Here is a 14,522-nt window from a genome sequence, read left to right as displayed (position 1 = left end):
TGCCTTTTTTTCTTCTACCATAACCCTAATACTTTCCACCATAATCCGCCGATCACAAGCCATGTCACAATATGGACGATTGACAGGATAAAGCCGATGGACCACCATTTGCTTTGCGATATATAACCCGCTCCGAAAAAGACCGGAGCCGCTCCTGAGCCGTAATGCGTCGTCGAACCGAAAAGGTTGCTGAAAAACGCCAGGCTGAGCGCCGCCAACAGCGGCGGAGCGCCTGCCGCCACGATGACGGCGAGAAATGCCGCATACATGGCGCTGATATGCGCGGTTGCGCTCGCAAAGAAGTAATGCGTGTAATAATACACGACAATCAGAATCATAAATGCCACAATCCATGAAAAACCGGAAACAGAAGATTTCATCATATTGCTGAACCAAGACACCATGCCGAGCTCATTCAGGAAATTCGCCAGCATCACAAGCGCCGCGAACCAAGTCAGCGTATCCCATGCACCTTGTTCCTTTTTGATGTCCTCCCATGTTAATACCTGTGACAAAAGCAAAACGGATAATCCGATCAGGGCCGTCGTCGTTGCGTCAATATTTAAGCTTCCTCCGAAAATCCACAGCGCAAGCACCAATAGAAAGACAATGACCATGGAGAGTTCGGATTTTTTAAACGGACCCATTTCTTTCAATTTTTCCGTTGCGATTTTAGCCGCATCCGGTGTTTCTTTAATTTCCGGCGGATACAGCTTATAAATGACGAGCGGCGTAATGATTAAGCTCGCCAATCCCGGTACAATGGCTGCGATTGCCCAGCTTGTCCATGTGATGTCCACCCCTGCGACATCGTGGGCCAGCTTGGCGATCAGCGGGTTCGCCGCCATTGCCGTCAAAAACATCGCAGACGTAATCAAGTTTCCTTGAAAACCGGTTTTTAATAAGAAAGCGCCGATTTTCCGCTCTGTTCCGTCTGCCGGCGTTGATCCGAAAGTTTCGGATAATGATCTGATAATAGGAAAAATAATGCCGCCCGCCCGTGCCGTATTGCTCGGAATGGCAGGTGATAAAATTAAATCACTGAAAAGCAGTGAATAAGAAAGGCCGAGTGTTTTCTTCCCGAACCGTTGTACGAATACGTAAGAAATCCTGGCGCCGAGCCCGGTTTTGATAAATCCCCGGGAAATAAAAAAGGCGATGACAATCAGCCAGATTGTCTTGTTTCCAAATCCGCTTAACGTATTTTCAATAGATAGCGTTCCCGTTAACGCGGTGACTGCCAATGCAAAAATTGCAATTGCGCCCATTGGCAAGGGCTTGGAGATAAAGCCGATAATTGTTGCGACAAAAATAGCGAACAAATGCCATGCTTTAGGTTCAAGTCCGGACGGCGCGGGAATAAACCAAATGATTAATCCCACAGCAACAGTAATAAGCAAAGGAATGATTTTTACTGCCTGCTGTTTTTTTGCGTCTTTTTCTGAAGCCATTACAGGTCTCCTCCTATTTTGTTGTCTTCCATCCCCTATCCCATTTTACTACTTAACTAAGTTAATAAACGTTTTTGTTAATTAAAAAACACAAAGGAATATTTTCCTTTGTGTTTCTTGTTTATTATTTTAATATGCCCGCCCCGGCTTTAGATATAACATCTGATTTTACATTTGATGATGAGCCGATGGAACCGTGCAATGACGGTGTCCAGCCGACGGACTGACTTAATCCGTTGGCGGCTGACGCGTTAATTGAGGCGCCGTTTAAAAGAGTGCCGTCTTCATGAAGCGCTTTTCCGCCGCTGAAGACGCTGATGACTTTATCAGCAGCCAGCCCCGGCACTTCAAAGACATTATTCTGGGCATATATTTTTGACGCGCGGCCCGCGCCCCACGCATAGCTGAACGGGTATGCGGCGCTTTTAGAGCCTGCGTAAAAATTATTATAAATATGAACCTGCCCGTACCGGACCCGCGGTGCGCGCTGGACGATGTTCTGGTAATAGTTATGGTGAATGGTCACCTTCAGTTTTCCTTCATCCGACGTCTTGCTGTCGCTGTTACCGATGACGGAGCCTTTGTCATGGTCATGATATTTATTATAGGACAATGTAATATAATTCGCCCCGTTGGCTATATCCGTCTGGCCGTCATGGTGCTGATATTTTCTCCCGTAATAGTAGGGAAAACCGCTGTCGGGATTCGATCCGTCATTAAAGGTGCAATGATCGATCCAGATGTGCGTCGCGCCGTTAATGGTGATATTGTCATATTCCGAGTTCCAGTTGCCGCTGCTGCCGTCCGTCGGGTCCCATTGCGGAAAATAGTCGTAAGCGTCTTGAAATTCAATGTTGCGGATGATGACATTGTCGACGCCGTTCTTAATATTAAAATTCCCGCCTGTCACTTTGGCATTTGAACCCGAGCCGATGATCGTCGTATTTGAAGGAATGTCAACCACGACCCGTGCCTTCTGATTTTTTTGCGATCGCTGTCTGGCGTCTTCCTGGGTGCCTGACGGCGCTTTTTTTCCCCATTTGTCCGGGTCGTACGCCTTCAGATAGGCGTTCGGATCATATGCCGGATCTTTATAATCATGAAAGCCGAGCGTTTTATTGCGGTCGTCCGTATTCATATTGATTGTGCCTTGTATGTAAATAATCTTCGGCGTGCTGTTGGCGCTTCCCCCTAATGCAGAAACGAGCTGCTGTCTGTTTGATACGGTGTATACATTCGATGAAGAGGCTTTCGCGCCGCCGGTTGTCCCGCCGGAAGCGGCTCCCCAGCCGTCATTTGTTCCTAACGTCTGCCGTCCCAGATCAGCGGCATAGACGTCCGCAGGGATCATACATAAACAAACCGCCAGCATAAATAACATTTTTTTCATGAATTGTGCTCCTCCTGATTCTTTGTTCCAATTTATTACAATTGAATTGTATCAAATCAGTTGAGAAACAGCACCGAAAATGTACAGAATGTGCCTTTCGGTTTTATTGCGGAAACCGCAAAAAAATCCCAAGGGACCGAAAACCCCTTGGGATCTGTTCAGCTTACGCCCATGATTTCACTTTTTCGTTATCCGTGACAAACAGAAGAACTTTTCCTTCATCTAAGCGCTTTTCAAATTGTGATGCTTCCTCTTCCGAAAAGCCGATTTCGTGAATTTTGTTGCGGAGCTCGTCGCCTTTTTTATTAAACATATTGCCGACTGCGTGTTTAATGCCCGTTTCTTTCGCTCCGATGGTATTGACATCAGTATTATCGGCCAGGCGGTCCGTTCTGTCGTCATCATGAGAAAGCACATATACGTCTTCTTTTGCGACACCCAATTGCTGAAGCTCTTTTACGTCCTGCATCAGTTTTTGATCATTTGTATATTCTCTTACTACCGGTTTCATTGATAAGTCCTCCCTTTTGTTTTTGTATATTGGATGTTTACCCGATCAATCAAGGATCAAACAAAAGAAAGAGAGTTCAGTGGGAAAACGGGCAGATTGTCGGTGGATATTTTCTGGCGGGACATGTTACAGTAGAAAAAGCAACTTTTATCAGAAAAATAAAAATCTTCTTGAGCCGATTAAGCAGGGAGGTGGTTCCTATTCATTACTTTTCACCGGAACAGCGATTTAACGCTTGGGTTGTCAGTGATTTAGTGAAGCAGGTATTCCGCCGGCATACCCGCTGCCCGGATGGAATAAAAGAGCTTACGGCCTTTGCTGAAGATACTTTTCATATTAATATCGATTTCGTTTTCTCTATCATTATCAATATCGGTGATATCGAATCCGTTCTGCCGGCAGAAATTGAAAATAGGCTGGGTTCTTATCTGACCGCGCTTCAGCCCGTGATTACCGCTGACATGCTTCATTCTTCAAAAACAAATGCCTATGAATATTTGGAACATGAGAAAAACACCGATGTGTATCGGTTATTCTATTAAATATGCATATAAGGAAAGAAGGGCCCTGGCCCTTCTTTTTTTATGGCCGCTGACGGTTTGATTTTGTAATTGGGAAATGGTTCGTGTTACATTTGGAACAACCACTTATCTTGAAGGAGGATTCAGTATGCCGAATCATCAGCAGCAAATTCAATTGGCAAGACGCCCCAAAGGCGTTCCCGCCCATGACGATTTCCGCTTTGAAACGATTGCCGTGCCCGAACCGAAAGACGGCGAAGTGCTTGTGAAAACGAGTTATGTGTCCGTTGATCCGTACATGCGCGGACGGATGCAGGATACAAAATCATATGTAGAGCCGTTCGCTTTAGATGAAGCCATAACAGGCGGAGTGATTGCCGAGGTTCTGACAGACGGCGATAAGCTGAAAAAAGGAGATGTTGTGATCGGAAATCTCGCGTGGCAGGAATATTCAGCCGTCAATGAGTCCGCCCTCCGCAAGTTGGATACGGATATCGCACCCGCCCAGGCGTATCTCGGCATTTTAGGGATGACCGGACTGACCGCTTACTTCGGGCTGCTCGATATCGGCCGTCCGAAAAAAGGCGAAACCGTCGTCGTTTCAGGCGCGGCGGGCGCCGTCGGCTCAACAGTCGGACAGATTGCCAAAATCAAAGGCGCGCGGGTTGTCGGCATCGCCGGATCTGATGAAAAAATCGCGTATTTGAAAGAGGAGCTTCAATTTGATGAAGCCATTAATTACAAAACGGCGGATGATATTCAAAAAGCGCTGGAACAGGCATGTCCTGACGGCGTCGATGTCTATTTTGACAATGTCGGCGGACCGATTTCAGATGCGGTGATAAACCTGCTGAATGAATTCGCCCGCATTCCGGTATGCGGAGCGATCTCATCGTACAATACCGAAAGTGAAGAAGAAGACATGGGCCCCCGCGTCCAGCCGAAGCTGATCAAAACAAAAGCGCTGATGCAGGGATTCATCGTCAGTGATTATGCTGATCGCTTTTCCGAAGGTGCGAAACAATTGGCCGAATGGCTTAAGGATGGAAAGCTTCATTATGAAGAAACGATTACGGAAGGATTCAGCAATATTCCTGACGCGTTCCTCGGTCTGTTTAAAGGAGAAAACAAAGGCAAACAGATCATCAAAGTCAGTGATCTAAGTTAACATGATGATGAAAAAAGGAGGGCTTTGTCCCCTCCTTTTCTTTTTTTTTTCGGATCAGCCGCGAAGAATCAAAGTAAGAAAGCCGTCTTCATCAGGCTCCGTATCTTCCAAAGTGAATCCTGCTGCTTGAAAGCAGGCTAAACTGATTTGATTGTCTTTTTCGATGCTTGCCGCCCATTCCCGCACGCTGGTAAACCCAGGATCAGTCAGCAGTTTTTTCAAGATCTGTTTTCCGTACCCTTGAAGCTGGTACAAAGGATTGACGATCAATCCGATATACGCCCGCTCCTCCACAAACTCTATAGAGACCATGCCTCCCGGAAGCTGCCCGTTATATGCCATAAGGACAGTATCGTCTTCATCTTTATTCAATCGTGCATACCACGCGTCTAATGGCAGCATCGCATCCATTCTCCGTCTGATGTTATCGTTCTTAAACCAGTGTTCAAGTATTTTCAGCTCACGTTCCTTCAATATTTGAAATCTGTCTATTGACACCATCTTCCCGCCCCCGCCTGAACCTTTTCTATTATTTTACAACAAAAAAACGAAGGGCTTCCCGCCCTCCGTTTCTTATTTCTCAGATAATTTTCCGCCTGAATAAACGGCCTCTTTCAGCGCAATTCCGAGTGATTTGGCCATTTTTTTCAATTGGGATTCTTCCATCGGCGTGACAAGGCTGAGTACGGTTCCTTCTTTACCGGCCCGCCCCGTCCGGCCTGATCTGTGAATGTACCCGTCTTCATTCGGGATGTCCGCGTGAATGACGTACGGAAGATCATCGATATCGAGTCCGCGCGCCGCAATGTCAGTCGCCAGAAGCAGCGAAAATTCTCCCCGTTCAAACGCTGATAATATCTTTGCCCGCTCCATTTTTTTCGCTTCTCCGTGCAGGATGCCGAGATCCACATGGTGATAGGCGAGTTTTTCCGCATAGACGCTTAAATTTCCGATATCTCTGACGAACACGAGCGCCTGCATGCCGTTCAGCCGTGACAGCTTTTGCAATAGCTTCACTTTATCCCGCTGATCACAGACGAGATATTGATGCGTGACGCGCGCTTTTTCCGCCGTATTCCGCTCCACTTTCAAAACGGCCGGTTCGTGTGCGATAGTATTCAGCACCTGTTCTGTTTCCGGCTGCAGCGTAGCGGAAAAGCTTAAAAGCTGTCGGTCTTTCAGCGTCGTTTTAATGATTTTTTTCATCGTTTCGCGGTGTTCCTGTGTCACGAGCTGATCCGCTTCATCAAGAACGATCGTCTTGACTTCATGCATTTTCAGCTTTTTCGCCTGAATCAATTCGAGCACCCTGCCCGGTGTGCCGGCAATGATATGCGGTTTATTTTTGAGCTTTTCCACCTGCTTTTTCACGTTTGCTCCGCCGATCAAAGACAAAGCGCGAAGATCAGAGCCTTTTATCCACTCCTGAATCACTTGAAAAATCTGCATCACAAGTTCGCGGGACGGTGCTAAAATGATCACTTGCGGATGTTTCTGTTCCGGGTTGATCCGCTCCAGAACCGGAAGCGTGTACGCCAATGTTTTTCCCGTTCCCGTCGGGGATTCGGCGATGACGTCTTTCCCTTCCATAATCACCTGAGCGGCTTTTTCCTGAATGACGGTCGGCTCCTGAAAACCTGACGCCTCCCAGTTTTCGGCGATAAATGGTTGTGTATGCTGTAAAAATGGCCATGTTTGGGTCATGTCGTTCTCCTCAATTCTTAAAATCTACTCCATAGTATCTCAAATGCAAGCGCCAAACGCAATTTTCTTTTTCCTTCCAAGCCTTTTAACAAACGGTCTCCTCCTTTATAATCATAAATGAGAAAGACACATGATAAATAAAGCGTGTCTGATAACGATAGAGGTGTAATGATGAGTATTTTATCCGTAAAAGATTTAAGCCACGGCTTTGGTGACCGTGCGCTTTTTAACAATGTATCGTTCCGTCTTTTAAAAGGGGAGCACGTCGGCTTAATCGGAGCAAACGGCGAAGGCAAATCAACGTTTATGAATATTATTACCGGAAAGCTTGAGCCTGATGAGGGTAAAGTTGAATGGGCGAAAAACGTGCGCGTCGGCTACCTCGATCAGCATACCGTGCTTGAAAAAGGAAAAACGATCCGCGACGTGCTGAAAGATGCGTTCCATTACTTATTTGCGATGGAAGAGGAAATGAATGAGATTTACAACAAAATGGGCGAAGCGGACCCTGATGAGCTTGAGCAGCTGCTTGAAGATGTCGGTGTCATTCAAGACGCCCTGACAAACAATGACTTCTACGTGATTGACAGCAAAGTTGAAGAAATCGCCCGCGGCCTCGGCCTGCAGGATGTCGGACTTGACCGCGACGTCACTGATTTAAGCGGCGGACAGCGGACGAAAGTGCTGCTCGCCAAGCTGCTTTTGGAAAAACCGGAAATCCTTCTGTTGGACGAACCGACCAACTACCTTGATGAACAGCATATTGAATGGCTGAAACGCTATTTGCAGGAATATGAAAATGCGTTCATCTTAATTTCTCACGACATTCCGTTTTTAAACAGCGTGATCAATTTGATTTATCATGTGGAAAATCAGGAGCTGACTCGTTATGTCGGCGACTACCATCAGTTTATGGAAGTCTACGAAGTGAAAAAGCAGCAGCTCGAAGCCGCCTATAAAAAACAGCAGCAGGAAGTGGCTGAGCTGAAAGATTTCGTCGCCCGTAACAAAGCGCGGGTCAGCACGAGAAATATGGCGATGTCCCGCCAGAAAAAGCTTGATAAGATGGATATGATCGAACTGGCGGCCGAAAAACCGAAACCGGAATTCCATTTCAAGCCTGCGAGAACGTCAGGCAAGCTCATTTTTGAAACGAAGGACTTAGTCATCGGCTACGATACTCCGCTGTCACGCCCGCTCAATCTCAGAATGGAGCGCGGACAGAAAGTCGCCCTGTACGGCGCAAACGGCATCGGGAAGACGACGCTGTTAAAGAGCCTGCTCGGTGAAATCCAGCCGCTGGAAGGCACGGTGGAACGGGGCGAGCATCAATACACGGGCTATTTCGAGCAGGAAGTGAAAGAAACCAATAACAATACGTGCATCGAAGAAGTGTGGAGCGAATTTCCTTCCTTTACCCAGTATGAAATCCGCGCCGCCCTCGCCAAATGCGGCCTGACGACCAAACACATTGAAAGCCGCGTCTCCGTTCTCAGCGGAGGAGAAAAAGCGAAGGTCAGACTGTGCAAGCTGATCAATTCAGAAACAAACCTGCTCGTGCTTGACGAACCGACAAACCACCTGGATGTCGATGCGAAAGAAGAGCTGAAACGCGCGCTGAAAGAATACAAAGGCTCCATTCTGCTGATTTCCCACGAACCCGAGTTCTACATGGATATCGCGACGGAAACATGGAATTGTGAATCTTGGACGACGAAAGTGCTGTAAACACAAAAAGGAACTCCCGCCTGTGCGGAAGTTCCTTTTTTTCTTAATGTCCGGCTTTTATTCCGGCGAGATGTTTGCGTCCCATGAGAAGGACAAGCATGCCGACAAAAACGACGATCCCGCCTACTGTATATGGAGTGCTTGCGGTGAAGTGTTCTGACAGCATTCCCGCAATCCACGGAGCGAGCGCACCGCCGATAAAACGGACTGAGCTGTAGGCTGAAGACGCGATTGAACGTTCAACCGGCGCAGAACCCATCACAGCGGTTGTCATGATCGTATTCACCATACCGAGAACAGCACCGGCGACAACGATACACGTAATGATCAACGTCTGATGGTCAGTCCAGATCCCCATGACGATGAGAATGACCGCAAACGCGATAAAGAGAACGACGAGCGAACCCACTGTTCCCAGCGCTTTGTGCACGAGCGGCGCCGTAAAGACTGACGTAATTGCCAGCAATAACCCCCAGCCGAAGAAGACATATCCAAGGCCGTGTTCATCTAAATCCAGCACGAACGGAGAATAAGCAAGCAAAATAAAAAATCCAAAGTTGTATAAGAATGCAGATACTGCCATTGTTAAAAGGCCTTTATATTTGAGCGCCTTCATCGCATCAAACACACCGACGCGTTTCGCCGGTTTCGGCAGCTTCGGCAGCATGAGTGAAATCGCGCAAAGCGCTATGAACATAAGGACAGATACTCCGAAGAACGGAGCGCGCCATGAGATGCTGCCAAGCTCTCCGCCGGCAAGCGGCCCGACGGAAATCCCCAAACCGAGCGCAGCCTCATACAGAATAATGGCTTTGGCGCTGCCGCCGACTGATACCCCGACAATGACGGCAAGCGCGGTTGAAATAAAGAGAGCATTCCCAAGCCCCCAGCCGCCGCGGTAGCCGACAAGCTGAGCGATTGAACTTGAGCTTCCGCCGAGGGCGGCAAACACGATGATAAAAATAAGTCCGAGAAGCAGCGTCCATTTTGCGCCGATCCGGCTTGAAATCGCGCCGGAGAAAAACATCATAAAACCGGTAACGAGCAAATAACTTGTAAATAACAGAGATACTTCACTAGGTGAAGCATGTAATTGTGCGGCGATCGCCGGAAGAATCGGATCGACAAGACCGATTCCCATAAAGGAAATAACACAGGCAAACGCAACCGCCCAAACGGCTTTCGGCTGGCTGAATAAGCCTGTTTTCTGTTGTGATGATGTATCCATTTGACCAGACCTCCTGTTTCATCCATTAAAAGAAACGCTATATCCATAGCGTTTACAGCAAAATCATTCGATTGATTGAATGGCGCGGTCAGCTTTTTCTTTCATTCCGTTAAGGCGCGTTTTAAAATGCTGAAATGTGCTGATCTTCTCATCAATCATCTCAAGCTGGTGGTTCAAAGCGTGCTGAATCTCTTCCAGCTTTTCTTTCCGTTCCTTCGGATCCAGTGACAACAAGTACCCCTCTTTGTTTAATTCCAGCTGACGGCTCATCTCCATAAACTGCTGAAGCTCCTGAAGGGAAAAACCGAGCACTTCTTTTGTGCTGGTGACTTTTTCGAGCTCCTCCATATCATCTTCAGAGTAAAGCCGGACGCCGCCTTCTGTCCGTTTAGGAGCAGGAATCAAACCAATCTCCTCGTAAAAACGAATGGTTCGTTTTGTCAATCCGCTTCGCTTGGCAACTTGATCAATCTTCATCCATTCCAAGGTGAATCCCCCTCTTGTCGTATCTGTTTCTATTATACACCATTTGAACCTTAACGTAAACGTTAACTTTTTATGCTTGATAAACTTTGCTTGGACAAAACGTTTGTCTTTAAAGCGCCGGGAGACATCTGTGTAAGATAAAAAAAGCCGGTATGACCCGCCATCTTTCTCGGGGGCCGTACCGGCTTTTCTTAATTCTCAAGTTCTTCAATCATCAGTGACAATTCGGTCCAGCGCTCCATCGCCGCTTCAAGCTCTTCAGCCGTCTTTGCCTGTTCGGCCATCAGTTCTTGAATCTTTCCGAAATCACTTCCCGCTTCAGCGATTTCCGCTTCCAGACGCTGATGCTTTTCTTCAAGGCCGGCGATTTTGTCTTCGATGCCGTCCCATTCGATCTGATCCTTATATGAAAGCTTTTTGCGCTTTTTCTTCGGCTCTTCCTCCGCCTTTTTCTCTTCGGCCGGCTGTTTTACCGCCGTCTTCTTCGCTTTTGCGTATTCCATGTATTCACTGTACGAACCTTGGAAACGGGAAATGACGCCTTGTCCTTCAAATACGATCAGGCGGTCAATGACGCGGTCAAGGAAATAGCGGTCATGGGATACGGTGATGACGACGCCGGGGAACTGTTCGATATAATCTTCGAGCACGCTTAATGTTTCCGTGTCCAGATCATTGGTCGGCTCATCTAAAAACAGCACATTCGGTTCCTGCATCAGTACATTCAGCAAGTACAGACGGCGCTTTTCCCCGCCCGACAGCTTTCTGATATATGTCTGCTGCATCGGACGCGGGAACAGAAAACGCTCAAGCATTTGTTCCGCGGTGATGACATCGCCTTCCGCCGTTTTGACGATTTCAGCCGTCTCTTTTATATATTCAATGACTTTCATATCACCGTTCATTTCGCTGTGGTCCTGGGTGTAGTAGCCGATCCGGACCGTCTGCCCGATGGTGATACTGCCGCTGTCAGGCTGAATTCTGCCGGCGAGGCTGTTTAAAAGTGTCGTTTTCCCGATTCCGTTCGGCCCGATGATGCCGATTCGTTCCCCCGGGATGACAAGCTCATTAAACCGGCTGATCAGCGCTTGGCCGTTATAGGTAATGGTGACGTTATCGGCTTCGATCACCTGTTTTCCTAGACGGTGGGAGCCGATCGCGAAATCGAGTGATCCGGAGACTGCCGGCCCTTTTTGCTCTTTGAGCGCCTCCGCTCTGTCCACTCTCGCTTTTTGTTTCGTCGAGCGCGCTTTCGCCCCTCTTCTGAGCCACGCCAATTCGCGGCGCAGGAGGTTTTGACGTTTTGTTTCTTTCTGCTCCGCCAGCGCTTCCCGTTCGGCCCGTTTTTCCAGGAATACTTCATAGTTTCCTTTATACGTATAAAGGCTGCCTCTCTCAAGCTCGTAAATTCTGTTCGTCACCCTGTTCAGAAAATATCTGTCGTGCGTGACAAGCATAACGGCGCCCGGATATTGCGATAAGTAGCCTTCCAGCCATTCAATCGTTTCATTGTCCAAGTGGTTTGTCGGTTCATCCAAAATGAGCAGGTCAGCCGGCTGGATGACGTTTTTCGCAATCGCGACGCGCTTTCTCTGGCCGCCGGACAGCTCGCTGACATCCTTCATCAGATCGGTGACGCCAAGTTTGGTTAAAACCGTTTTGGCTAACGTATTCGCCTCCCACGCATCATTCGCGTCCATTCGGGCCTGCGCATCAAGCAGCTGTTTCTGGCGCTGGTCATTTTCCGGTTCTTCATTCAGCGCCTGAAGCGCTTTTTCGTATTCTCTCATCGTTCTCATGATGGCTGATCCGCCGGAATAAATATGTTCAAGAACGGTTTGTCCGGCCGGAAGATCAGGGTCCTGATGCAAAAACTCAATATGCACGTTTCCTGAGGCCGTAATCTCGCCTTCCTCCGTTGATTCAAGGCCGGCAATGGTTTTCAGAAGCGTAGACTTCCCCGTTCCGTTCGGGCCGATTAAACCGATTCTTTCATTCTCTTCAATATGAAAGGAGATATGGTCGAATAATGTCTTATCTCCGTATGTTTTATAAAGGTTTTCCGCTTTTATGATGCTCATGGTCCCTATCAATCCTCACGTAAGTTCATGTGTTCATTTTAAATCAGGCGCTGGAATAAAACTAGTAAAAGGACAGACAAATTTCTTGGAAGAGATCATTTTGTCCGAAGAATGTTTCCGCCTCTCCTTTTATACACTGGAGGGGAAGAGGTGATGACATGATCAGCGTCAGTTTGTGCGTTATCGTGAAAAATGAAGAGGAAGTGCTTGCGGGCTGTCTTGATTCCGTCAAAGACATTGCGGATGAAATTGTGATTGCTGATACGGGCTCGACCGACCGGACGAAAGAAATCGCGGCCCGTTATACGGATAAGATTTATGATTTTGAATGGATCGATCACTTTGCGGCCGCCCGTAACTTTGTGTTTTCGAAAGCGGAAATGGATTATATTCTGTGGCTGGACGCCGACGATATATTGACGGAAAAGGACCGTGAAAAGCTGATTGAACTGAAGGCGTCGCTTACAAAAGAGGTGGACGCGGTATCCATGTATTATCACGTCGGCTTTGATGCACGGGGAGAGGTCAGCTTCAGATACCGCCGCAACCGACTCGTCAAGCGTGAAAAAGGGTTCCGCTGGATCGGAGCCGTGCATGAGTATCTTGAAGTATACGGAAACATCATAGAAACCGATATTGCCGTCACACACCGGAAATCCGAGAAAAAGCACTCGCCTCCCTCAGACCGCAACTTGAAGATTTATGAGAAAATGGCGGAAAACAGTGAAACGATGACACCGCGCGATTTGTTTTACTTCGCGAATGAATTAAAGGATCACGGCCAGTATCAGCGCGCCATCACGTATTATCACCATTTTCTTTCCACAAAACAGTGCTGGATCGAAGACGAGATCAGAACGTGCCAATATCTATCCGATTGCTACAGGGCGGTCGGCCATGAAGAGGCCGCCATGACGTCTCTCTTAAAATCATTTCTGATCGATTGTCCGCGTCCGGAGTTCTGCTGCAGGCTCGGCGACTATTTTGCGGAGAAACGGCAATACCGGCAGGGCGTGTTTTGGTATGAGCTCGCCCTATCCGCCAAAAGCAGTGATGCAGGCTTTACCCAGCTCGAATATTCCACCTGGTATCCCCATCTGCAGCTCTGCGTCTGCCACTGGCAGCTCGGCGACAGAGAAAAAGCGAAGATTCATAACGACAAAGCCGCCTCCTATCATCCGTCACATCCGAGTGTCCTGTATAATCAAAACGTGCTCGGCACATAACATCGAAAAAAAGAGCTGCCCCGTATGAAGGGCAGCTCCTTATTGATTACGCTGTCGGAATTCCTCCGCTTACACTGTAAATCTGGGATGTCACATAGCTCGATTCTTCTGAGGCCAAAAAGACATAAATCCCTGCTAGCTCCGCCGGCTGTCCGGCGCGCTTTAATGGAACGGCCGGTGTTTCCTTGCCGAATTTCGGAATGTTTTCACCGGGCTGTCCTCCCGAAATCTGCAGAGGCGTCCAGATCGGCCCCGGCGCTACCGAGTTGACTCTGATTCCTTTATTCGCCAGCTGTTTTCCTAAGCCGACGGTAAAACCGATAATGGCATGTTTCGTCGCGGCATAATCCAACAGCATCGGGCTTGGATTATACCCTTCTACGGACGTTGTCGTGATAATAGACGCGCCTTCCGGCAGATACGGAAGCGCGGCTTTGACGAGCCAATACAGCGAGAATACGTTGACTTCAAATGTTTGATAGATTTGTTCTGTAGTAAGATCGCTGATATCATCCACTGCCTGCTGTTTGCCGGCGACAAGAGCGAGCGTGTCAAGACCGCCAAGCTCTTGATACGCTTTTTCCGCCAATTCTCCGCAAAACGCTTCATCGCTTAAATCTCCCGGCAGCAGAACGGCTTTTCTTCCCTCTTTTTCAATTAACGCTTTCACTTCTTCAGCATCCGGCTGTTCCTCAGGCAGATAGTTAATCGCCACATCCGCCCCTTCCCGGGCATAAGCAATCGCGGCGGCCCGGCCGATACCTGAATCGCCGCCGGTGACGAGGGCTTTTCTTCCCTTCAGCTTGCCGGCTCCTTTATAGCTCGTTTCACCGCAGTCCGGCACAGGCTTCATCTCTTTTTGCAAACCGGGCGGTTCTTGATATTGTTTTGGAAATTCATCATGATCATATTTCGTCAGCGGGTTGTGCAGATTTGCATCAGACATACAAGACTCTCCTTTATCATTGGTGATGTATTCGTATGTGTACCCCTTTAGCATGACGGATCAAACGTGTAAGTGCAGTTTC

General features: G+C 48.1%; 13 protein-coding genes. 4 read left to right on the top strand and 9 right to left on the bottom strand.

From position 1 onward, the window contains the following. Positions 1-14 precede the first annotated feature (14 nt). From NYE68_RS04525 to NYE68_RS04515, 3 genes are all read right to left on the bottom strand, one after another. Positions 15-1,451, bottom strand: coding sequence for an anion permease (locus NYE68_RS04525; RefSeq protein ID WP_007408966.1), 1,437 nt, complete (start codon positions 1,449-1,451; stop codon positions 15-17). 124 nt (positions 1,452-1,575) lie between these two features. After that, positions 1,576-2,841 carry a pectate lyase gene (locus tag NYE68_RS04520; RefSeq protein WP_040238405.1) on the bottom strand — a complete coding sequence of 422 codons (1,266 nt, stop codon included), beginning with the start codon at positions 2,839-2,841 and terminating at the stop codon, positions 1,576-1,578. 163 nt (positions 2,842-3,004) lie between these two features. Next, positions 3,005-3,352: a general stress protein gene (locus NYE68_RS04515; protein ID WP_003155650.1), complete on the bottom strand. Its 348-nt coding sequence runs from the start codon at positions 3,350-3,352 to the stop codon at positions 3,005-3,007. 191 nt (positions 3,353-3,543) lie between these two features. Here NYE68_RS04515 and NYE68_RS04510 point away from each other — a divergent pair, with 191 nt between their 5' ends. Both NYE68_RS04510 and NYE68_RS04505 read left to right on the top strand, forming a co-directional pair. After that, complete coding sequence (locus NYE68_RS04510) at positions 3,544-3,894, top strand: DUF3212 family protein (RefSeq protein WP_051058666.1); 351 nt, start codon at positions 3,544-3,546, stop codon at positions 3,892-3,894. A 127-nt stretch (positions 3,895-4,021) separates the two neighbouring features. After that, a complete protein-coding gene (locus tag NYE68_RS04505; protein ID WP_015239367.1) occupies positions 4,022-5,041 on the top strand; it encodes an NADP-dependent oxidoreductase in 1,020 nt (339 codons plus the stop codon). A gap of 54 nt (positions 5,042-5,095) precedes the next feature. Here NYE68_RS04505 and NYE68_RS04500 read toward each other — a convergent pair whose 3' ends face one another. Both NYE68_RS04500 and NYE68_RS04495 read right to left on the bottom strand, forming a co-directional pair. Next, the gene (locus tag NYE68_RS04500; RefSeq protein WP_229041549.1) at positions 5,096-5,542 is read right to left on the bottom strand and encodes a GNAT family N-acetyltransferase; all 447 of its coding nucleotides are present in this window, start codon (positions 5,540-5,542) and stop codon (positions 5,096-5,098) included. A gap of 72 nt (positions 5,543-5,614) precedes the next feature. Then, a complete protein-coding gene (locus tag NYE68_RS04495; protein WP_229041550.1) occupies positions 5,615-6,745 on the bottom strand; it encodes a DEAD/DEAH box helicase in 1,131 nt (376 codons plus the stop codon). Between the two features lie 171 nt (positions 6,746-6,916). Here NYE68_RS04495 and NYE68_RS04490 point away from each other — a divergent pair, with 171 nt between their 5' ends. Then, positions 6,917-8,473, top strand: a complete 1,557-nt coding sequence (locus tag NYE68_RS04490; protein WP_012117051.1) for an ABC-F family ATP-binding cassette domain-containing protein — start codon at positions 6,917-6,919, stop codon at positions 8,471-8,473. A gap of 43 nt (positions 8,474-8,516) precedes the next feature. Here NYE68_RS04490 and NYE68_RS04485 read toward each other — a convergent pair whose 3' ends face one another. The 3 genes from NYE68_RS04485 to NYE68_RS04475 form a co-directional block, all read right to left on the bottom strand. After that, positions 8,517-9,701 (bottom strand): MFS transporter, encoded by a 1,185-nt coding sequence (locus NYE68_RS04485; protein WP_007408959.1) that lies wholly within the window; start codon positions 9,699-9,701, stop codon positions 8,517-8,519. A 63-nt stretch (positions 9,702-9,764) separates the two neighbouring features. Next, positions 9,765-10,187: a MerR family transcriptional regulator gene (locus tag NYE68_RS04480; protein ID WP_003155658.1), complete on the bottom strand. Its 423-nt coding sequence runs from the start codon at positions 10,185-10,187 to the stop codon at positions 9,765-9,767. A 191-nt stretch (positions 10,188-10,378) separates the two neighbouring features. Next, positions 10,379-12,268: an ABC-F family ATP-binding cassette domain-containing protein gene (locus NYE68_RS04475; protein WP_253599756.1), complete on the bottom strand. Its 1,890-nt coding sequence runs from the start codon at positions 12,266-12,268 to the stop codon at positions 10,379-10,381. Between the two features lie 158 nt (positions 12,269-12,426). Between NYE68_RS04475 and NYE68_RS04470 the strand changes: the two genes are divergently transcribed. Continuing rightward, positions 12,427-13,494: a glycosyltransferase family 2 protein gene (locus NYE68_RS04470; protein ID WP_015417007.1), complete on the top strand. Its 1,068-nt coding sequence runs from the start codon at positions 12,427-12,429 to the stop codon at positions 13,492-13,494. 46 nt (positions 13,495-13,540) lie between these two features. On the opposite strand, the gene NYE68_RS04465 is transcribed toward NYE68_RS04470, so the two are convergent. Then, a complete protein-coding gene (locus NYE68_RS04465; protein WP_007609985.1) occupies positions 13,541-14,440 on the bottom strand; it encodes an SDR family oxidoreductase in 900 nt (299 codons plus the stop codon). Between the last annotated feature and the right edge of the window lie 82 nt (positions 14,441-14,522).

Origin of the sequence: Bacillus sp. FSL R5-0447 (assembly GCF_038606125.1) — a bacterium.
Classification (GTDB): Bacteria; Bacillota; Bacilli; order Bacillales; family Bacillaceae; genus Bacillus; species Bacillus velezensis.
The sequence above is the reverse complement of the archived record's forward strand: the minus strand, read 5'-3'. Positions and strand labels throughout refer to the sequence as shown.